Source organism: Candidatus Pelagibacter sp. HIMB123 (assembly GCF_052048195.1).
Taxonomy (GTDB): domain Bacteria; phylum Pseudomonadota; class Alphaproteobacteria; order Pelagibacterales; family Pelagibacteraceae; genus Pelagibacter.
Genome location: NZ_JBNAIL010000012.1, coordinates 15,819 through 37,923, shown reverse-complemented (window position 1 = coordinate 37,923; position 22,105 = coordinate 15,819). Strand labels below are relative to the sequence as shown.

12 protein-coding genes are annotated in these 22,105 nt (G+C 32.1%); 7 read left to right on the top strand and 5 right to left on the bottom strand.

Annotated features, from left to right (window positions below):
* The first annotated feature begins 80 nt into the window (after positions 1-80).
* Genes ACTTBL_RS03285 through ACTTBL_RS03255 form a run of 7 tightly spaced genes read left to right on the top strand, consistent with a single transcriptional unit; the run spans position 81 to position 15,433 of the window.
* Entirely contained in the window at positions 81-1,619 is a 1,539-nt protein-coding gene (locus tag ACTTBL_RS03285) for a secretin N-terminal domain-containing protein (protein WP_440643605.1), read from the top strand.
* Positions 1,620-1,646: 27 nt separating this feature from the next.
* Complete coding sequence (locus tag ACTTBL_RS03280) at positions 1,647-3,389, top strand: GspE/PulE family protein (protein WP_440643604.1); 1,743 nt, start codon at positions 1,647-1,649, stop codon at positions 3,387-3,389.
* A 3-nt stretch (positions 3,390-3,392) separates the two neighbouring features.
* Entirely contained in the window at positions 3,393-4,682 is a 1,290-nt protein-coding gene (locus ACTTBL_RS03275; RefSeq protein WP_440643603.1) for a type II secretion system F family protein, read from the top strand.
* Positions 4,683-4,688: 6 nt separating this feature from the next.
* Complete coding sequence (locus tag ACTTBL_RS03270; RefSeq protein ID WP_440643602.1) at positions 4,689-5,264, top strand: pilus assembly FimT family protein; 576 nt, start codon at positions 4,689-4,691, stop codon at positions 5,262-5,264.
* The gene (locus ACTTBL_RS03265; RefSeq protein ID WP_440643601.1) at positions 5,264-6,079 is read left to right on the top strand and encodes a type IV pilus modification PilV family protein; all 816 of its coding nucleotides are present in this window, start codon (positions 5,264-5,266) and stop codon (positions 6,077-6,079) included. The genes ACTTBL_RS03270 and ACTTBL_RS03265 overlap by 1 nt, the downstream gene beginning before the upstream one ends.
* A gap of 1 nt (position 6,080) precedes the next feature.
* Positions 6,081-9,749, top strand: a complete 3,669-nt coding sequence (locus tag ACTTBL_RS03260) for a PilW family protein (protein ID WP_440643600.1) — start codon at positions 6,081-6,083, stop codon at positions 9,747-9,749.
* Complete coding sequence (locus ACTTBL_RS03255) at positions 9,749-15,433, top strand: LamG-like jellyroll fold domain-containing protein (RefSeq protein WP_440643599.1); 5,685 nt, start codon at positions 9,749-9,751, stop codon at positions 15,431-15,433. Before ACTTBL_RS03260 ends, ACTTBL_RS03255 begins: the two co-directional genes overlap by 1 nt.
* 2 nt (positions 15,434-15,435) lie before the next feature.
* Here ACTTBL_RS03255 and ACTTBL_RS03250 read toward each other — a convergent pair whose 3' ends face one another.
* Genes ACTTBL_RS03250 through ACTTBL_RS03230 form a run of 5 tightly spaced genes read right to left on the bottom strand, consistent with a single transcriptional unit; the run spans position 15,436 to position 22,056 of the window.
* Positions 15,436-16,917, bottom strand: a complete 1,482-nt coding sequence (locus tag ACTTBL_RS03250; protein ID WP_440643598.1) for a FecR domain-containing protein — start codon at positions 16,915-16,917, stop codon at positions 15,436-15,438.
* On the bottom strand, positions 16,914-18,530 hold the full coding sequence (locus ACTTBL_RS03245) for a hypothetical protein (RefSeq protein WP_440643597.1): 1,617 nt from the start codon (positions 18,528-18,530) through the stop codon (positions 16,914-16,916). Before ACTTBL_RS03245 ends, ACTTBL_RS03250 begins: the two co-directional genes overlap by 4 nt.
* An 8-nt stretch (positions 18,531-18,538) precedes the next feature.
* Positions 18,539-20,485 (bottom strand): CHASE2 domain-containing protein, encoded by a 1,947-nt coding sequence (locus tag ACTTBL_RS03240; protein WP_440643596.1) that lies wholly within the window; start codon positions 20,483-20,485, stop codon positions 18,539-18,541.
* Between the two features lie 54 nt (positions 20,486-20,539).
* Positions 20,540-21,091 (bottom strand): invasion associated locus B family protein, encoded by a 552-nt coding sequence (locus ACTTBL_RS03235; RefSeq protein ID WP_440643595.1) that lies wholly within the window; start codon positions 21,089-21,091, stop codon positions 20,540-20,542.
* Between the two features lie 17 nt (positions 21,092-21,108).
* Positions 21,109-22,056: a LysR family transcriptional regulator gene (locus ACTTBL_RS03230; RefSeq protein WP_440643594.1), complete on the bottom strand. Its 948-nt coding sequence runs from the start codon at positions 22,054-22,056 to the stop codon at positions 21,109-21,111.
* Positions 22,057-22,105: the final 49 nt, after the last annotated feature.

Genomic DNA, 22,105 nt, shown 5'->3' with positions numbered 1-22,105 from the left:
TGACAAAATTTTTTAAATTATTCCTGGTATTAACATTTTCTATATTGATAGTAAGTTGTAGTAGTTCAAATAGGCCTAAAATGGCTTATGATCAAAAGGATAAAGGAGCTGTTCAGGAAATTGAATCTTTTAATGTCAAGGCAAGTGCAGAAAATTTTAGGAAAACATCTGAAAAATTTAGTCAAGATACAAAAGAAATATTAAATAAGAATAAAAAAGAGGAAAAGTTAGTTAGAAGAATTTCTTTAACAGAAGGTAAAGAACCAGAAAAAAAATCACTTAAGCTTATTGATAGAAATTTAAAGATTAAAAAATTAGAGGATGCTGAAGTTAGTTTAAAATTGAACAATATGAACATAAGATCAGCTTTAAAATTATTTGCTGGATTAGTTCAAAGAAATATAATCATAGGAAATGAGGTAAATGGTGAAATAACTATTGATTTTGAAAATATACAATGGGGTTCTGCAGTTTATGCTATTTTAGATATCAATAGTTTAGTTATGACGGTGGATGAAGACTCTGGTTTATTGAGAGTTCATACAAAAGATTTTTTTGCTGAATTAGAAAAATCTAAAATAGATAATACAATTGAGGCAAATAATAATTTAGCTTCTTTAGATATTGGTGGGTCAGTTTCAAATGATGGAGATAGTGTCGAACCTACGGTTACAGAAATATTTAAAGTTTTTTATCAAAATTCCTCAGATTTAGTTGAGTCTCTTGGAGAAATAATGGGTGAAGCAGAGGGCTTTACAATGGTTGATGATAAAAAAAATAATCAAATCATTATTACGGGTACATATGCTCAGCTTAATCAAGCGGAGAATATTTTAAATAAAATTGATTTAGAAAAAAAACAAGTAATGATTGAGGCCTATATTGTAAATGCAACAGACGGGTTTAATAAAAACTTTAGTGCCAATCTAGAATTAGTAAACATTGCAAATGTACAAGAAGGAAGAGACAGAATTACTTATACAGGAATTGATACTAATCCAGGAGATACTACAAAATTTACTCCATCAGATACCTCAACAGCAGGCCTATCAAATACTGGTCTTACATCTGATGCGGTTAATTTAGCAGGGGGTGCGTTTTTATTGGGTAATATTGGAATGAATAAAATGAAAGCTGTTATATCAAGTTCAGTAAACGACTCAAATACAGAAACAGTTTCTAATCCAAAATTATTTGCAATGGATGGGGAGGAAGCCACTCTTACTCAAGGAACAACTTTGGTGAAAGTAATTCCAGCGTCAGGTGATGCAGCTGGATCTACACAAGAGATACCTCAAAACTTGAGTATCACAGTAACGCCAGAGGTAATTGGTGAAAATAGAATTAAGATGGAGTTAACACTTTCTAATGATACTCCTGGTGCATCATTGTCTGATGGCAGTGTTACAACTAATGAAGAATCGATTACATCAATTGTCCAAATAAATGCAGGTGATGTAGCTGTACTTGGTGGTGTGTATAAAAATACTAGAGAAAACAGCGAAAACTATGTTCCGTTTTTTTCAAAGATTCCACTTTTAGGAGCATTTTTTAAACAAAAAACTGATCAGGACAATAAAACTCAACTGTTGATATTCTTAAGTGCAAATGTTGTATAAGTTATAATTTTTATTATAACTTTAAATATGCCATCAATTAACCCTGAAATAAGTATTAAAATTTCGAACCTTTTAAAAAGTAGCGGAAAATTATCTGAAGCTAACTTTAATGAGGCCAAAAAAAAATATGATAGTAATGGCAAGGTGCCTCTTGGTGTTTTAGAATATTTAATTGATGATAAGCTGGTAAGTGAAGATGATATTGTTTCTGCAGTTTCAAGAAATTATGCTTTACGTAAAACTATTCTAACTGAGCAAAGTATTAAAAAAGAAGCTGTAAAAAAACTTCCAAAAGATTTTATTATGGAAAACGAAATGCTTCCGTTTGAACTAAATGGAAGAATTTTAAAAATTGCTTTGTTCGATCCAACTAAATCTACATTGGCAGGTAAAATTAAAAGCATGACAGGATGTAATGTAGAATTGTATGTTGCTAAACCTTCTAATTTAGATCAAGCATTAAAATTTAAATCTGTAATTGAAGCGACACAAGACTCTCAAAATAATCAATCACAAAAATCATCCATCTCAAAACCAAATTTAAACGTAAAGGTTCCAAACGTAAAAATTACTCAAGGTGAGAATGCTGTTGTGGAATTTGTCGACAAACTTTTAAATGAATCATTTTTTAGTGGCACAAGTGATATTCATATTGAAATTTTTAGAAGAGGTGAGGCAAGAATAAGATTTAGAAAAGATGGTGTCCTACAAGAACAATTACAATTCAAACAATTTTTGATGGAGAATTATAATGCAATAGTAACAAGGCTAAAAATTATGTCAGGTTGTGATATTTCAGAAAAAAGGTTGCCACAAGATGGAAAACTTCAATTTAAAAATCCACAACCAAAAAATGAAGATGACGTTGATATTGATGTTAGATTTTCAGTTATTCCAGCTAAAGAAGGTGAAAGAGTTGTTATGCGTTTACTTGCTGCTGGACCAGATCTTGGTTTAGAGCAAATCGGTCTAGATAAAGAGGATTATGATAACTTAGTTACAGCTATAACTGCTCCTCAAGGAATGGTTTTGGTTACGGGTCCAACAGGTAGTGGTAAAAGCACAACTCTTTATGGCTGTATTAAAAAAATTAATAATCCTGGAACAAATATAATGACAGCCGAAGATCCGGTTGAATTTTATTTAAAAGGTGTTGGACAAATTCAAGCTAACAATGAAATTGGTTTAACATTTGAGGCAATTTTGAAATCTTTTTTAAGACAAGACCCAGAGGTAATTCTAGTTGGAGAGATAAGAGATAAATCTACAGTAGATATTGCAATTAAAGCAGCTTTAACTGGACACTTGTTATTAAGTACGCTTCATACAAATGATGCAGTTTCTACAGTTGTCAGATTAGTAAATATGGGCGTTCCAAGTTTCATGGTTGCATCAGCCTTAAGTTTAATTGTTGCTCAAAGGTTGGCGAGAAAGAATTGTTCTTCTTGTACGGTTGATGACGAAAAAGCGACTAAAGAAACTTTATTGCAATATGGTTTTAAAGAAGAAGAGTTAAATACTTTTACCCCCAAAATGGGTGCAGGTTGTGCAGAATGTAACAACACTGGATACAAAGGAAGACAAGGAATTTATGAAGTGTTAAAAAAAACTCCTAACTTAGAAGCTGCGATATTGAGAGATGCTAGAGGAGATGAAATGCTTGAAGTTGCAATTAAGGATGGTTTCAAAACTATGCAAGTTATTGGCAGAAATTTTATTAAAAAAGGTATATTATCTGTTGAAGAATATTCTAGAATTTTAGTAGTTTAGTTTATGGCAACATTTCAATATGCTGGTGTTCAAGCTGGAAAAAAAATTAATGGTGTAATTTCTGCATCTGATCCAAAAAGTGCTGCAGTAGAACTCAGGAAAAAGAAAATTATTGTTACCTCAATCAAAAAAGGTAACGGTAAATCTGAAAAGAAAGGTCCACCATCTTTGGATGATGTTCCTATAAGTAATGCCCCTATTATTATCGCAAAAGGAAATATTTATTTAAATTTTGGACCTTGGGCCAAAGTTCCACCGAAGGAATTACTGCAGTTTACAAAAAAAGTATCAACTATGATAAAGGCGGGTTTGCCTATTTTAGAATCTATCATGATGATTAGAGATCAAACTGTACATATGAAGATGAAAATGACTGCTCATGCCATAATAAAAGATTTGAATGGTGGAATGAATTTAACTGATGCATTTGCCAAGCATCCAAAAGTTTTTGATAATATTTATTTGAATATGATCTCTGCAGGTGAGGCTAGTGGTAAATTAGATGAATTTTTAATTAAACTTGTAGAGTTATTAGAAAAAAATGCAAAAATTAAACAAGGAATTAAAAGCGCACTATTTTATCCAATAATGCTTTTGACGGTTGCAACAGTAATTACAATTTTCATGTTATGGAAAGTTGTTCCAGTTTTTGAGAAGATGTATGGTTCCATGGGCGTTCAACTTCCAGCAGCAACTTTAGTTATAGTTAATGCAAGTAGATTTATTGCTAATCCAACTAATATAATGAAAATCATCGGGATTATCATAATTATTAGGGTTTCTTATAACTTCATGTATAAAAATATAGAGGGTTTTAGACATGTAATGCATAAGAGATTTTTAAAATTTCCATTATTTGGAGATTTAATTGTTAAAGCAACAGTTTCTAGGATGTGTATGATTATGGCCAATCTTACTAGAGCCGGGGTAAGTATCATAGATACAATAAAAATTTCTAAATCTGTTACAACAAATCTTGTTTTTATTTATGCGTTAGAGAGAATTGGGAGGCAGATAGTAACTGGTCAAACATTGTCTGCGTTACTACAAAAAGAAGAGCACATATTCCCTCCGGCTCTTGCTCAGTTAACAGCTGTTGGTGAACGAACAGGAAATATGGAAGAAATGTTTCAATCAATTGCAAATTATTATGAAGAAGAATTTGATGGTGTTGTTGCGGCTTTATCCTCAATTATAGAGCCATTAATGATTGTAATAATTGGAGCAATTATTGGTGTTCTGATGATAGCTTTGTACATGCCAATCTTCAGCATTGGTCAAGCTGTAGGATAGACCTTAATGAAAATTAAAGAAAAAGGTTTCAGTCTATTGGAGTTGATGACTACTATAGCCATCATATCTATTATTGGTGCAGTTGGTTTTCCAGCAATTGATAATTTTGGTGATCAAGATAATTTCGAGAGCGATCTTGCAACAATTCGAGGTCAAATAAATTATGTCAGACAACTATCCCTTGAAGATGGAAACGCTTATACGATCCGAATTGTAAATGATACTTCTAACAATACTGCTGATTTGGAAGTTTGGCAGGCGCAAGGATTGAATAGATACAATGTAGAATATCATAAATCTACAGCCACCAAATGTTCTGATTTTGATGGCACTAACGACAAAGGAACTAAGCTAACAGATTTAACAAAAGAACTTGAGCATATGACAATCAGTAGATGCACATCTACGACAGGTAACTGCTCAAAAGTTTCTGCCTCGAATAATTTTTTTTGTTTTTTACCTGATGGATCTTCGCCTGAAAATGCTAGAGGAGAAATACAAGCTTCTGAAAATGCTGGAGGAAAAAAAGATTATTTACATACATACGAGACAGGTTTTTTTAACAATGGGAAAAGAATGTAATGAATTTAAAACACAAACTTCAGAAGGGAGTATCTTTGGTTGAGGGAATGACAGCAGCTGGTGTTCTGGGTATAGCGGTAACTGTTTTTATGACATTACAATCTTATCAAGAAAGAGATTTTGCAAATTTAAGGAAGTTTGATAAAGCTGCTTATGCAGTAGAATTAATGTTTGAAGAACTTGCAGCAGTTTACAATCCTGTAGCTGCACAATATGGAAATCCAAGGGTATTTGAAGATACAACAGCAGGTGCTTCTTTGAAAGTAAAGGGTCTTGCTCAATTACCAGGTGATGGAGATCAAATAATAATCGAGGGAGTGGGTGGTAAATACGAAATTACAGACTCAACTGCCTTCGATGATGATAACAACACCACTTTATCTTTGGAAAGATCAGATGTTCCTGATGATACTCCAAATAAAAATATGGCATCAGATGCAACGGAAAATGCTCCAATTACATTTATATCTAATTCTGAAGGTAGTTTAGATCCTTATGATGATCTAGACATGACAAAGTTTGAAGACACCACATATAAAGCGACAATAACAAATCAAAAAGTTTTGGCTGACCTAGATAATTGGGGAACTTTATTGAAGAAGCATCTCGGTCCTGCAAGAACTGGAGATAAGAGATTATTAGAAATTGAAGACATCGAAAAAGATGTCCCTGTTGATAAAGATAATGATGGAGTTACAGATCAAGAAGGTGGAGTTGATATTTATGAAACCGTCAAAAAGAAACAAGTTACAATAATTATCAAACAAGACAAAATTGAAGAAAAATTTAGAAGATTATTTTTAGCTGGAACTTAAAATGAGTTTAAAAAAATTTATTACTCAAAAAGGATTATCTCTTACTGAAGCTTTAGTTGCCGTCGTTGTTTCTACAATCGTAATGGGAGCAACTTACACAATTTATAATAATTTTCAGGGCACATTTGTCAGACAAATCAATCACAATAATATGAAACAAGAGGCGAGATTTGCATTACATGTTTTACAACACGACAGCAAGATGGCTGGTTATAAACATCCTGATAGTACCGATGGTGAAGTTCAAGTACCAGTAAAGGTTTTAAATACAGATGGTACAGAAGTTGCAGATGATACTGAGTTTGGAGAAATTGTATCATTTTGTTTTGATACCGAGGATAATAGTGGGAATATTCAAAGAAAATTAATTAAGTACGAGTTAAAAGCTCCATACTCTCCAATTACCGATAAAACTGTATTAAAGAAAAAAGTTTGGAACACAACAAATTGTGACGAAGATGATACTGTCAATACAACAGTCGATTCAGACTGGATGCCTGTTGCCCAGTTTTTTGAAGAAATTGGAATTAGAATTAGAAGTAAGCATATTGATTTTGAGATCACTCTTGTCTCTAAAGATGAAAAAGTAACAGAAAAATATACAGCTTCTGCTTACATGAGAAATTTAAACTTTGGTGGAAAAACTTATTATGTTTATGATGAAGAAGATCTTCATGAAAATAGGACAGCTGTTATACCTTTTACTGGTAGTTTAAAAGTTCAGTGCGCAAACAATCTTACAAGAGATATTCAGCTTGCAAACTTTACAACCTCTGATGATATTATCATACTCCATCAAGGTGAAACAGTTGGAGGGACAAGTCTTACTAGGACACACGATGCAATAGTTTTTAATTCAGAAAAACCACCTGCAATCACTGGTATACCAAGTGTTAGCCATGATGAAATGAGGTTAAAGTTGGTCACAACTACTGTTGCTGCCAATTTACCCCCAGGTCTCACCGTAACATCTGGATATGATGATTTAAATAATAATAACTCTGCTGATGATGGTGAATGGGATGGATCATTAACCCTTGAGGGTACTTTAGATAACTTAGATACGAATTACACTTTTAACTCTGACGGTTATCAAGATTTTACGATTAGATTAAAAGCAGATTTAGACACAAGTTGTGACAGTCAACCTTGGGAAGATCAAAATGAGGCGTACAAAGATTATAAGGTGAGAGTAATGAAGTATGATGCACCTCAATTTTCTGATGTAAATTTGCATACTTGGGAAGCAAAAGGTTTTACTTATGGAGATGCAAATTATGAGAGAAAAGGAACATCAAGTTATAATGGAGGTCCTAATTACGATTTAACAGATGATGGAAGATCATTTTATATACAGCAAAATTTAGCATCTCCTTCTTTTTTAGCTTCTACTGAGGAATATGACTCTTTTGTTTTAAAAGGAATGATTTGTTCCGGCGGTTATCCAGATTGTAACCATGATATGAGTGCATGGATGGATGACGACATGTTAGGATTTGCAGCTGGATATCAAAGACCTAGCGTAGTTCAAAAAACTTGGCCAGATGGTAGAATTAGAGCTTGTGCTGGAATTGATTATGAAAGTTTAAATGGCACATCTGGATTTAGTGCGTCTAAATTAAGAAACTCATTAAGAAGTAGTGATAAAACAGAATGGGACGGTTTATCTGCTTCTGAAAAAAATGAATGGTGGGGTGAGCCAGCAGATCTTGTTTATGATATGTATTTATGGTCTTGGTGGGGGGCACAAGGTAATAGATCTGCTATCCATCTACATCATTTCAAAGGTTATGAGTTCGATCACACTAGAAATTGTGGTTATAATGAAGGATCCTATCTATCACATGCTGATATGAATAGGTTAACTGGATGGTCTACTCCCAATTCATCAAAAATGTCTGATTTCAATGAGAATGGATACAATAGACTTTTTATGAGAACTGATAGCACTAGACCAACAAATACTGGTTCTAGGAACTGTAATAATAGAGGAAGTTCATTTTCAAGAATTAGTTATAATCCTGGTGCAACTCATAAATGGGGATGTGGACACGGAAAAAATACTGGTGTTAAAAATACTGTCACGCTTACATACCACCCAAATAAATTTAGAGCCAATATAGATAACAAACCACATGTTGCTAATAGTAACAGTCAAAGGTTCACAGCATTTGATTATAGATTTGATAGCGATGGAGACTTATTTGATCACACACTATCTGCTTGGCCTTATAATGAAGATACAACACCAACTGCTATTACTCTACCAAGCGGAGATGATGATACCGAAGAATTAAAAACAGAAGGGTTTAAAAGATTTCAAAAAGGTTCAGTTGCAATAGTTTCTTTTTCACAACCTGACAATAGGTATTCTAATATTCAAATTGCAAGACTACCAAGGTTTATTCCTGACAAAACTGATGGCAATAAACCAATGCCTAAAGCACAAAATTTATATTATTACATGGACGAAGACTATTTTACAGTAAACAGAATATATGGTTTGCTAAGTAAATCTTATGATCCATTTGGAGAACACATAGAAGTTTTGGTGCAGTCAAATTCATCAGCTAACTGTGCACAAATCGGTGGTAGAGGAACAAATGAAACAGGTTCAATTAAAACTCAAAGTGTAGATGGTTCTAGTAGATCTATGAATTGCAGATTGAGTGGAGAGTGGAGAGCAACCTCAGCAGTTTGGGCTAATAATACAGAACTTCCAAATATAGGAGAAATGTATGATACTCAAGATAAAGATTCTTATAGTGGTGCCAGGGCAACAGTAACAACTACCGCAGGAAATACTATTTATGTTTTTGCCGATGGTTCTTTCAGATATCAAGCTTATGCAGATGGTTTTAATGATGGTACTCCAAAAGAAGACTCTTTTTATTATGCAGTTCAATCAGAAGATACCTCTAATAATAGAATTTCAGACATAAAAAAAGTTTATATTGGTTTTAATATTGGAAACACTACACCAACAGGAGTTTCGTTTAAGGAAGCAGATGGTACAGCCATCACAGATAATAATAACTTTGATATTGCTGAGGATGATAACAAAGATCTAATAGTAGGTGAGATTTATGCTACTAGCACTCAAGAACCTGATACACATGATTTTGTAAGATTTAATCTTGGTGAGGTTCCAAATGATGATTCAGATAAAGATGTAGATCACGGAACTAGATTTAGAATTGACCAAAAAGATGATAAATTTTATTTAGTTTTAAATGATGATAGTGACATTAGATGGTCTAATTTACCTTCAAATAAAAAATATTTCTCGATAAGAATTGTTGCTACAGATTTAAGAGGAAACCAATTAACTACTACAGAAAAAGTATATGTAGATAGAGTTGATTGCTCAGAAACAGCAATGGAAAATATCACTGTTTATAAAACAAAAGCAGCAATGACCATTGAGGGTTATATTCAAGGAAAAGAAGGAGAGAAAGTATTTAGGAGACAGACAGTCCCACTAACTACTAGCTTGGATGAGGCTGTAATTACATTTGAATATCCCGAAAGGTCAGTACAACCATCTGTAAAAATAGCTGAAAAAACAGTAACAGTTGATGGAGAGGATGTTGTTATTGGAATGTTGTCAAATAGATGTAAGGAAACTCATAGTTACATTGATAGACAGCAACTTTGGAGCGATTCATAATGAAAAAACGAAAAAACGAAAAAGGTTTTGTCCTTGTATTTGTGATTGCTGTCGTCTCAGCATTGTCAATTATGACGGGAGCTATGTTTTTTTATTATGACAATGATTTAAAAAGTGTTTCAAGAAATTCAGTTATGCAACAAGTAAATCTTGCTGCGGAAACGGGATTACAAGAAGGTCAGAAATGGATCACTGATCAGCTAAATTCAAATAGTTTTACTCTAGTTGATATTCAGAATACCCTTAATGTCGCTGACTCAGATAATAAATGTCTTAATAGGCATGGTTTTACCAATTCTAGTGAAGATGTTTATTATGCAAAAAGAATAAATGCAAATCTTGGAACAGATGATCCAAAATTTGAGGACATGTCTTATGAGGTTTTTGTTCAAAGGCATGCAGATGTAGTTCGATCTATTTATTTCTCAGCAGAAGGCTCAAAAAATAATACTGAAAAAGATACTACTTACACAGACAGATCTTTTGCGCTTGTTGAAAACTTTAAAGATTTTCCAAACGATCAATTTACAATTGAAATGTGGATACAAAATAAACAGCCAGGATCTACTTATGACATGCATGCTTTTGAATGGGGTAGAACTTGGGATTTAGTATTTAAAGTTAAAAATGATGAGTGGTCTCCAAGACTTGGAGAAGTTGTTTTGGATGACCAAGGAGATATTGGATCTCCTGTTAAGGATGAGTGGGTTCACATTGCATGGGTATGGGATGGAGGTACACCGGGGAGTACTGATACCGGTAATGTAAGAATTTACCAAAATGGAACTTTAAGTGGAACATATAATGCAGATATAGGAGCTAGACCTAAATCTGGTTATACTAATCCTCCTGAGACATTACCTGAAGGAGATTTTTGGCCGTTAGCAATCGGAGAAGGTTTGGCTGGCTTTAATCCTAGTAGTTATTTGACTGGAGATCCAATAATTCAAAGTGTTCCTTGGCTTGGTAATATTGCTGAAATGAGAATATGGAATGTATCAAGATCAGGCACTGACATTGCAAACAATAATAGAAGAAGATTAACAGGATCTGAACCAGGATTAGTTTCATATTATAAGTTTAATGAAGGATCAGGTAATACTGCTAAAGATTTTAATACCTCAAGAGCAGCTGATAGAAAAAATGATGCAACGATTTATGGTATTGGAAATAAAGGAACTTTATGGAAAACAGAAATTGTTAAATATCCAGTTACTTCAACAACAGACGATGCACCGTCGATCAATGTTCCACCTGGAGAAGATGTTGTTTACTACAAAATTTTATCATGTGGAAAAGGACCTCAAGAACAAATCGTTCCTCTTGAATTAATTGTTTCAGCCCCAGTTCAAAAAGGAGATGTAGGAGATGGTAAAATTACACTCACAGAGGAAGACTTAAACGATCTAACTGGTCAAGAAGGTACTCCATTAATAACACCTTTGAATAACTATATTGCTCAAGAAGGAGTAACTGGAGATATTAAAATTCAAACCAAAGATAATACCAATACAAACTTTTATGTTTTTAAAAGGTCTATGGAGCAATGTAGTAACTCTAATTCATTTACAGATTTCAGTGCCGCCTCATCATACTCCGAAGGAGACTGTGCAGAATTTGAGGATAAGTTGTATTTCCTAGAAAAAGATGATGGAAAATCAGCTGGTGACGATTTTATTGAAGATGATTGGTCTGAGGTTTTGGGTAGTGATTGTGACGGTGTACAATTTACATCAAATTCAGGTGATAATAGTTATGGCCATTATTATAAATATTTTTCAACTGCACCAAATGTAACTTCTGATCTTGGTTACAATGGTGACTCGATTGACTGGTGGGAAGCAAAAAGAAGAGCTGAGCAATCTACTTGTGGAGGTATGCGAGGATATTTAGTTTCTATAGAAAGTGCTGAAGAAAATGAATTTATTAAAGATGCTGTAATGTGCAATAGCAGTACGCAGTCTGGCTGTACTGGAGTTACCCCTTTTCATGTTGCTGCTGGAGAAACCAGAGAAAATTACTATGGAACAAGATTAGATCAATCTAGTGATCAACACTATATCTGGCTATCAAACTCAGATTGGAGAAATCCAACCTCGAATGCAGCCAATATGCAATCAGAGTCAGGACCTTTAATGGGAATGAGTGTTTCCTATACAAACTGGCAAAGTGGTGAACCCAATAATTCAGCAGAGCCATATGCTGATATGGAAATAAATAGAAGCGGTAGAACTAACGGGGGTTGGAATGATTTAAGAAGAATTCCAAATTGTAGTTCTGGAGGACTAGATTGTATTACTGGTTATGTTGTTGAATATGGAGGTTTTGATCATTTTAGCTTAGAGCATGATATTAACCAAGATGGTGACACTGACGATGCAGATGAAATAGATATTAGTGGCTATAATTTTTGTGTCGCAAGAGCCACTATAGAGGCAGACACATATGTAGCTCCAGTAGATGGAAACAGTGATGGAGATTTATTAGATCTTGATGCAGATACCAACCCAGATGTTATAGAAGATTATTTAAAACTTGATACTGGTGCTGAAGATTATCCTTCAGCAATAACAGGTGACACATCTTCATCTTCTGTAGATCATGACACGACTGATGATTATCCAGGTTGGAATGCCTACACAGGAGTCCTTACTATGGTTCATTCTGGTAAACCAAATGATTGGAGTTCAACATCAACTTATTCAGCTGATGATTTTGTTTGGTTTAATAATAGAGTTTGGAAAAATACTTCAGGTGGTACGATAACTGGTGGTTCTTCTTTAGATTTAACTCAAACTCCTACAATTTATAATCCACATAATTGGACTATGTATGAAGGTGATGAGTCTGATGCGCCTTGTGCAGATGTAGATGTTTGGACACAAGCATTTGAGTCTATAAAATATTACAATTCAAAAGAAGTAGATGCAGAAGAAGGAGCAAACCCTTATGCTTATGAAGGAACAGATGGTTCAGACGGCACAGAAGGTGAAGATGCTGAAACTACTACAGCCTCACTTGGAGAAAGAACAATTTTATTTTCTTTAGGTCCTCTTCATGTTGAAGAGCATAGAGATGGATACAATCACTTCTACGAATTTTATGAGTTTCCTGCTAGACCAGATGGAACTGCTAATTCAAGTCAAAACCTATACAATAATAAAAATAGAAGAATGAATGAAGCGTTCTCTTTATCTAGACAATTAGATTATTTTGGAAAAAGTGGATACCTCGCAACTATAACAAGTGAGTCTGAAAATGATATCATTACAACTAAAGCAGTTGGTAATGGATGGATGGGTGGATTAGCTATGTCGGATAACGCAAATACTGTAGCTAATTTAAATAAATGTGGTGGTTTCCGACAAAGATCTAATAGAGCCCAAGCAACAGCTGATTTTCAAGCTTTACGAGATTTTGAAAATATACCATTTTATAGAAATGGCCAAACTTATGGTGCTAGTACGAGATATGTTAGAAATATAGTTGAAAAATATCAAACAACAACAGCGAGAACAATTACATCAATATCAAAAGCTAATCCGGCATTAATTACAACAAGTTCGGCACATGGGCTTACCAGTGATGATATCATTAAGATTGCAGATATTAGCACTGCAAATCAGATGAATGTTGATGGTATGACACAACTAGCAACTGGATTTTATAGAGTTAGGGTCGTTTCCAATACAAGTTTCAGACTTGTCGATTTAGATACTAGAAATAATATAAATTCTACTTCTTGGTCTAATTATACAGCAAGTTCAGCTCAAATGTGGTTACTGGAAGGGTATCAGAATGAATATTACAGAAAAGGATCTTCATCACTAACTGCATCAAACGCAAACCCCCAATCTCAGTCTGGTTTAACATTGTTTTATAAAGATCCTAAAATAGCTTTGTCTTCAAATGCAGCAATTACAGGCAATAATACAAAAAGATATTTTACAGATTCGTTTACAAACGTTGATGATACGGTAACGAGCACAGAATGCCCTGTATGGAGATGGATGACTGGCCCTGAAGGTATGTTATGGAATGGAAGAGGTTTGGCTTTTGCTCCAACACGAACAGCTTCTGGAACACCTTCTGCTAACAATGGAACCTGGGAAAGAGGTGTTACGGCTGGTTCTAATGATCCTCAAGGTCAACAAATTGGTGAAGTGTTTGTTGATGGTATGCCATTTAGAAATTGGAATGGAACTGGAGAACCTAATAATGTTGCACAAACAGAACATGGTATTCATTTATTAGGAACTCATTTCGATGACGATGATGAGCTCACATGGAATGATTTACACAATTGGAGCGCAAGTTATTCAAATAACTTTAATTATTCAATAAGAGGGTTAGTTTTAGAATACGGGGGTATGGAAAATGATGAAGATCCTAATATTAGAATAGCTACAAAAAGAGTAATTAAACTTTTTGATAGGAGAGTAACAAAAGCCATTGTGAAAATAAAATCAGGAGCTGAAACTGGCGACAAACTTGTAGTAGGCTCAGAGGAACTTAATGCAGTTAATTTAACTGCTACAGGAAATGAAACTAGCGAGGTTACTTTATCTGGAGATGCAACTTGTAAAAATTATGTTGATTTAATTAAATCTATGTATTTTGAACACAATGCATCTGCTGATGGAACAAGAGAAATAGAAGTATTGTTAGGAGATATTCAAAAGCCAAGTAACGCTGAACATTATTATCAGTTAAAAGATACTGAGTTAAGTTACAATCAAGCAAATTTTCAAGCGAGTTACCAAAACCTTTGTGGTATTCAAGGTTATTTAGCTAATGTTACAACATCCGCGGATCTAGATGCAATTGAAGAGCTTGGTGTAACTGATGATAAACAAGTTTGGGTCAATGGAACAGATGAATGTCAGGGTGGAATTTTTAGATCTGGATTTTGGAGATATTCATCTGGACCTTGGAAGGACAAAGAGTTTTGGAGATTAAGATTAGATATTGATTTGGATGACGCAGACGACATTAGAGATAATTTAGAAAATGAAGCAAGTTGCGGTGTAACTTCTACGAGGTCTAGTCAGGCTAGTGTTAGAGTAGGACCTTTTACTGCTGCAAACTGGATTAGCTCTCATCCAGCTGCTAATACAAATGATTATCTTGTTTTCCAACAAACTAGTTCTGCATCTACAACTGGAATTATGACTAGAGGTGGTATGGCTAGCTCTGATGTTGAAGGGTTCGTCATTAGATATGGAGGAAGTGTAGGAGATTTTACTGGTGCAGATATTGAAGAAGATGATAATGACATTAATGTACTATTAGGTCCTGAAAGAGCTGAAATTTCTTTTTACAATGATGGAAGTGATAATAGTATTTTTATAAGCGACGAGGACTCTGTTAAAGTTGATACCACTGGTGATTTAGCATTATCTACAGGGTGGTCTAAAACAGCTGATTTTGTAGCTTCTAGTAATTCACCATTAAAAATTACGTCACCTTCTGGTGAGGTTGCAACCATTCAACAATGGCGAGACGAGCTTCAGAAAGTTTACTATCAAAGTACTGATACTAGCGACTTTACTCCAGGAAATAGAAAAATTAAAATTAAGCTAGTGTATGGAGATACTTCATTGAATCAAGAAATTGGAATTGTAAAAGCTATAGGAAGCAGAAACGCTGTTACTGTTACACCTATATCTTGGAATAATAGATAATTTTAATCTCTTGATGGCATAATACCAGTTCTTTGGCCATCTATAGTATTTTCTGTATCAGTTCCATTTGTATTATAATCAGAAACATTTAAAGCAATTGTTGCTACAGAACCAGTTGATGGATTTGGAGAACCATTCATTTGAACGTTAAAGAAATCCGTTGCAGCATCAGCATAATAACTTGAAGCATTAGTAGCAAAGTTAGTTGGAATAAATCCCTCTTCACCTGATTTAGTAGTTGTCGCAGTTGTACCGTTTGAATTATTTATACTAAAAATTCCATTATTAGTTCCCCACATTGAAGTAGATGCAGATCCACTTGAGTAATCAGTTGTAAAAGAATAACTAAAATCTACATCTGGATTACCATTTAAAGATAATGTTCCTGAATAAGTGTTATTAATTGTTTGAGATGCAAAGTTAACTGTTGTTACACCACTAAAAGTCCCAGAACCAGTTCCTTTAGTTGCTGCCATATTAATATTATTACCTGTATAAGTGTAGGTTCCCGAAGTTATACCTTGGAAATCTCCATAATTTGTTTCTCCTAAATTGGTACCACCATAACGTAAAATATATGCTAGACCGTCTCCACCTTCAGCATTTGCCATCGCAATTTGGTTTTCTGCTGACTCGTTTTCAAATTCAGCTTGACCTTCTTCACCAATAATATCGACGACATCAACACCAAGTACTTCTGCAATCTGGTCAAAAGTTAATCCACCATCGCTTAAATTTAAGGCTGTGGTTACTATTTCACCTATTATTTCATTTCCACTTATTTGTTGATCATCAAATAAACCTTCTTTAATTGCACTCTCTACTTCTTGAACATCAAGGTTTGCTTTAACATCTAAAAAATTTTGGAATTGTTGTAATTGTTCTTGTGTAATTTCAACTGGAGGTGTTGGAATTTGATTTAAAGATAATTGTGTGAATGAAAAAGGTGTATCTAATAATACACTCCCAAGTTCATTTGCAACTTCTACCGCACCCGGCCTTAATCCTAAGGTATTGTCTTCCCCAGGACCAATCAGCAATACTTGTGCATTATCTTCTTCATCTATAATTGTTTGAAACTCTGTACCTCTTGAACCTATTGTTCCAGCCGCAGTCTTAACTTCTAATTTTTCAGGGTTCTTCTGATTAATTAATCCACTTAAAACTTTTACACTACCTTCATTAAGTGTAGCTAAGAAGCTACCATCTAATGTACTTGGATCAAAAACAAATTCATCTATTGTTATTGATGTTTTTTCTCCGATTGTAAGAACCGTCTCGTCTAAAAAGATTATTTGAGATTTAGATTTTCCATCAGAAATAATTTCATCTCCAAAGAAAATTTTATCTCCAGCTTTTAATATTTCTCCTTTTTGATTGGTAATTTTTCCAATCGATAATGTAATTGCACCTACAATTTTCTCATCAGCAACTGAATGGCTGATAAAAAATAGGGTTAAAATTAGAGCCAATATTTTCTTCAAAACATCATCCTTTTTGTTAATCCAAATTTAATTATTTCCTTATCATAGTCGTAATTAAGGATATTTGAGCTCGACTCTATATCAGAATAAGAAAGATTGTAAAAAACATTCTTTATATACTTATTCTTTATTAGATCTTCTAAATTTCCAGAAAGTGTAACACTATTTGTTACAATCTCATCATCTCTGACCGTATCGCTTTTTACGAAAGTGTCAGATTTATCATATTTATTTGAGTTATTTGAATGAGAAATTGTATAATTTAAAAATCCAATTTTTCCTGAATTTGAAATAGTATAAAAGTTATTTTCATATCCATAAGAGTCTAGCTTAGCGTTATACTGATTTATACCTAGTTTAAATTTTATATTGTTAGTATTACTAAAAAAATACTCGTAACCTGTTGCAATTCCATAATAAGTATTATTTTTATTATCTGCAGAACTAAAAGTAGTATCTGTTCTATAATCTGTAATACCCATATTTGAAGATACCAAAAGATTTTGGTTTGGTTTAGTTATGTATCTATTTTCAAGAGTAACATTGTAAATTATATTTTCAGCATCATTAACAAAATTATTGTTGTTCATTGAAAAGAAAGCTGAAGTATAATTTTTATTAAATTGTTTGTTATAATTAACAAACAAAGAGTCTAGATCATTTTCTTTATTCTTGTCTCTATTTTGTCTAGTTACGTTTTTACCTAAACTTAAACTTAAATTTGAAGTATCAGATAGTTTTTTAAAAGCACCTGTTCTTATAAAGATGTCACTATAAGAATCATCGTAAATAGTATCAGCAGCGTAATTACTTAAACTATCGCTGATATATAATGTTTTTGAATTTGAAACAGTATTAACATTGTTTTCTTCTGCAAGATTAACACCAAAATCTACATATCTAATCCAGTCGTTTTCATCTCTTGGTTTTTTCTGATTTTCTAAAGTTTGGGTTAATGAGTTAAGTTGCTCTCTGATGTCAGCTGTTAATTTTTCACTTTGTTTTATCTCATCAATAATTGCTTTTGTTCTTTCTTTAGAATCTATTTTTAACGATATTGACAATAAATATAATTTTAAATCTAAATTTTCAGAGTATAGATCTGATAGTCTTTCCAAAGTTGCAATAACAGTTTTATAATTTCCTAAACTTTCCTGTTCTTTTGCAAATCTTAAATTTAATTCAAGGTCTGTTGGATTATTAAGAATTTCAGAATATTTTATTCCTTTGGAACTATCATTTGATATTTGTAAATTTTCTTTCTCAGATTTGTTTTCTGAAACAATTATTTCATTTATTTTATTTGCAATATAACTTGGAACGTTTTCAAATTCCTTTAACTCATTTAATATTTTTTTTAACTCTGTCTCATTTTGAGTTTTTTCATAAAGATAAAATAGTTTTATTTTGATCTCTAAATTTTCTGGATAAACTTTTTTTAAAACTTCGAGCGCATAAATTGCCTCATTAACTTTGTTATCTTTTTCTTGATCAACAAATAAAAATGCTTGTTCAAGATCTTCTGGTTTATTTAAAACTTCACTTAAAACTAAATTTGCATGAGCCTTAGTGATTGAAATAAATATAAAAAAAAGAAAGATCAGTATTCTCATAACAATTCTTAAAATCCAGAGATGATCAGACAGGTAATGTCGTCTCTTAATGGTTCTTTTCTTTTGGTTAAAATATCGCTTAAATGCTCAATAATTGATACAGGCGACTTAAATTTGTTATTAATAATCTCCTTTTCTACACCTTTTGCCTCTAATTCTTGATTATTCTCTAAATATCCCTCTGTAACACCATCAGTATAAATAACTAAATTTTTATTTTCTAAGCTTATTTCATTTGTCTGAAAAAAATCGTCATTGTCCATAGCCATAATTCCAAGTGGAGGTAGTGTAGATTTGTAATATTCAAAATTAAAATTTTCGTCATAAACCATAATTGGTTCATGCCCAAGATTGATGTATTCTATTTTTTTTTCTTTAATATTATATTTTCCTACAACTGCAGTTATAAACATTCCTTGATAAGATGAGTCTGCAACTTGATTATTAATGTATCTTGCAATTGTAGATACCTCTTTATTAAGTTTTGCCATCGATCTAAAAACAGCTGCAGCATTTGCCATCAGTATCCCAGCCTTAACTCCTTTGCCAGAAACATCTGCTAATGTGAAATAAAATTCATTCTTAGATATTTTTATATAATCATAGTAATCACCAGAAACATCTCGAGCTGGAACATTCTTTGCGTAAAGAATATTTTTTTGTTCAAATTCTTTCGGAAATAATTTTTTTTGTACCTCACCAGCGATTTCTCGTTCTTTTTTTAAAACTATTTGTTTTTTTTCATTTTCAATAGCTATTTCATTTTCCTGGAGATATCTAAAATACAGAGTAACTAAAAATAGAAATGCAGAGCCTAAAGTAGTATAAAATATATCTATAAAATAATTAAATTGGTAAAAGACTAAGCTAGAAGTTATTAGAAATACACATAAGCCTACAAAAAAAACTATACTTAGTTTTGGATTAACTTTTTTTGGAATTATTAATACTAAGATCAAAGAAATTAATAATATAATTATTTCAATAATATCTGTTTTTAAGTTTTTAATTATAAAGTCATTATTTATAATATTTTCAATTGCATGAGCATGTGTTTCAACTCCAGGGATAACTTTTCCACTAGGTATTTTAACAAAATCAAATAAACCTTGTGCTGAGCTTCCAATTAAAATTATTTTATCTTTAATTATATTTTTACTAATTTTGTCATTTAAAATATCGACAGCTGAAATGTATTTATCTTTACCAAATTTTTTATAGTTGATATGCACTATAGCGTTTGGATCTGTATTCAAACTATAGTTCTTAGTTCTAATTGTTTTTATTCCACTTTCTGATGATTGAATTAAAATACTTTTATTTTTATGCAACAATCTTAATGTTTCTAAACTTAGTGATGGCCAGATATCTCCATCGATTTTAAGTAAAATTGGTAATGACCGCAAGACACCATCCTGATTATCAAGATATGAAATGTTACCTATACCTTTTGCTGCATTATTTATAACTTCAAGTGAAGTGATTTTATTTTTAAAATTATATAAGTAGTTTTCTGCATCACCTCCTCTTGATATAAAGTTTGTTTTTGGTTTAGAATTATTCATTTTATCAAAAACAGAAATGTCTCCTAAAACTGGCAGTATTACATTTGAATTTTGAATTGCAGTAATTAGGGATTGGTCAGAGTCTAATACTCCTTCATTAGAAATATTAAGTTCTCCTAATATTTTGCTAGGATTTTGTTTGTCTTCTTCACTAAAAAAAATATCGAAAGAAATTACTGATGCTTCCAAATTCTCTAATTTGTCAACAAGGTTGGCAAAAACGTCTCTTCTCCAGGGAAATTGGCCTACTTCACCTATACTTTTCTCGTCAATATCAACGATTAAAACATCATTAAAATCGCTATTTTCCTCAAAAATAGACTGGTAAATATCATATGAGATATTCTCTATTCGTTTAACAAAATTACTGTCCTGGATTTTAATTAGCACTAACAGCGCTAGAAAAATAAGCCCAAGGTATTTTTTTAAATTTTTCACAAATTTTTAATTTTTTTGTTTTTCAAATTCAGTAAGTGCATCTTCAAAACCTTGTAATGAAGATTTAATTAAAAATGGCTTTTCTCTAAATCCATCAACTAAAATTTCAAAGTAGATTGATTTTTTCATTGCTTCTTTAATTTGTTTAAAAAGACTCTCTATCGCAGGATCGGTAGTATCATTTGAAATTGATATTATACATCCAACAACTTCACATTTTATAAAAGGTAAATTAACAGCAGTCCCTTTATGAAATTTGATCGAAGCAGGTCTTTGAACATTGACACCTAGTGGAGTAATTATATTAATTAATTCTTTTAACTCATTTTTATTATTTAAAAATTCTGAATACACTACCGTAAATTGTAGATTTAAATTTTTAACTTGTAAAAATTGTACAATTTCACATTTTTGTTCTTTATTTTCATTAACACATCTTAATGTCCAATCTCTAAATTGTTTTGTAGTAACAGTTGGTACTTTTTCTTCACTTTGTTCTGCATGAGTAAAATTTAAATTAAATACAAATATAAATATAAAAGTTAGTAATAATCTCATATTTTAATCTCCAGTCGTTATAACCATAAAGCATTCTTTAAAGCTTCATTGGTTGTATTAATATTTTTCTTATTATTTTTATTTTGAATCAATAAAATATCCCTATTCATTTGAGGTTTATTAATTCTGGTAAATAAAAGTTTATGATCAATTGCTACACTTTCAGGAATTATCGCAACTCCCAAACCACTTTTAATACATGAGGCTGCTGTTGTATCGCTATCAGTAAAAACAATATCTCTATCACTATTTTCTTGTTTTCTTTTTTTTATATTTTTTTGGATTTCTTTAAAGTTTGGAAAGGAACCTTTATTTTTTAAATAATCATAGTAAAAAAATTCGCAAGTATTTCTAAAGATATAATTTTTTTCTTTTCGAACCATATCTATACTTACTTCTTTAATATCTTGAAATTGGTGTCCCTTATAATAAGCAACACAAAACGGATCTTCATATAAATTGACTTTATCAATATTGTCATTTGAAAATTTGATACAACTTATCGCAAAATCAATTTTATTTTTTTCAACTAGATTAATCATTTCAAAACTATCACTCTCAATAACTTTTATTCTTACTTTAGGATTATTTTTTTTAATCAACCAAAGTATATTTTGTTTATGGGAATAGGTAAGGGTACTTGGAATACCAAAAGTAATTTGATCATTATTTATACTTTTATCATCAAATTCTATAGATTTTATATTTTCTATAACTTTATCATTGAACGCTAAAATTGATTTTGCATTCATGTAAAAAATTTCACCTTCTTTAGTTAGAGTGACTCCTTTTTTAGTTCTGATAAATAATTTTTTTCCCAAACTATTTTCAATAATTTGTACGGATCTAGTAATTGAAGGTTGAGCAACATTTAAACTCGAACTTGCAGATAAAATACTTCCAGTATCTGCAACAGTTATAAAATACTTTAAAAACTTAGGGTTTAAGAACTCTTGATTACTCATAATCGCATTTATAGAATTTTTTTATATTTAATCAAATTGTATATATAAC

Bases quoted from the DNA above. Each gene is read 5' to 3' on its own strand.
- ACTTBL_RS03280 (WP_440643604.1), top strand. From the start codon at position 1,647: ATGCCATCAATTAACCCTGAAATAAGTATTAAAATTTCGAACCTTTTA.
- ACTTBL_RS03270 (WP_440643602.1), top strand. From the start codon at position 4,689: ATGAAAATTAAAGAAAAAGGTTTCAGTCTATTGGAGTTGATGACTACT.
- ACTTBL_RS03265 (WP_440643601.1), top strand. From the start codon at position 5,264: ATGAATTTAAAACACAAACTTCAGAAGGGAGTATCTTTGGTTGAGGGA.
- ACTTBL_RS03275 (WP_440643603.1), top strand. From the start codon at position 3,393: ATGGCAACATTTCAATATGCTGGTGTTCAAGCTGGAAAAAAAATTAAT.
- ACTTBL_RS03260 (WP_440643600.1), top strand. From the start codon at position 6,081: ATGAGTTTAAAAAAATTTATTACTCAAAAAGGATTATCTCTTACTGAA.
- ACTTBL_RS03285 (WP_440643605.1), top strand. From the start codon at position 81: ATGGCTTATGATCAAAAGGATAAAGGAGCTGTTCAGGAAATTGAATCT.
- ACTTBL_RS03245 (WP_440643597.1), bottom strand. From the start codon at position 18,530: ATGAGAATACTGATCTTTCTTTTTTTTATATTTATTTCAATCACTAAG.
- ACTTBL_RS03235 (WP_440643595.1), bottom strand. From the start codon at position 21,091: ATGAGATTATTACTAACTTTTATATTTATATTTGTATTTAATTTAAAT.
- ACTTBL_RS03230 (WP_440643594.1), bottom strand. From the start codon at position 22,056: ATGAGTAATCAAGAGTTCTTAAACCCTAAGTTTTTAAAGTATTTTATA.
- ACTTBL_RS03255 (WP_440643599.1), top strand. From the start codon at position 9,749: ATGAAAAAACGAAAAAACGAAAAAGGTTTTGTCCTTGTATTTGTGATT.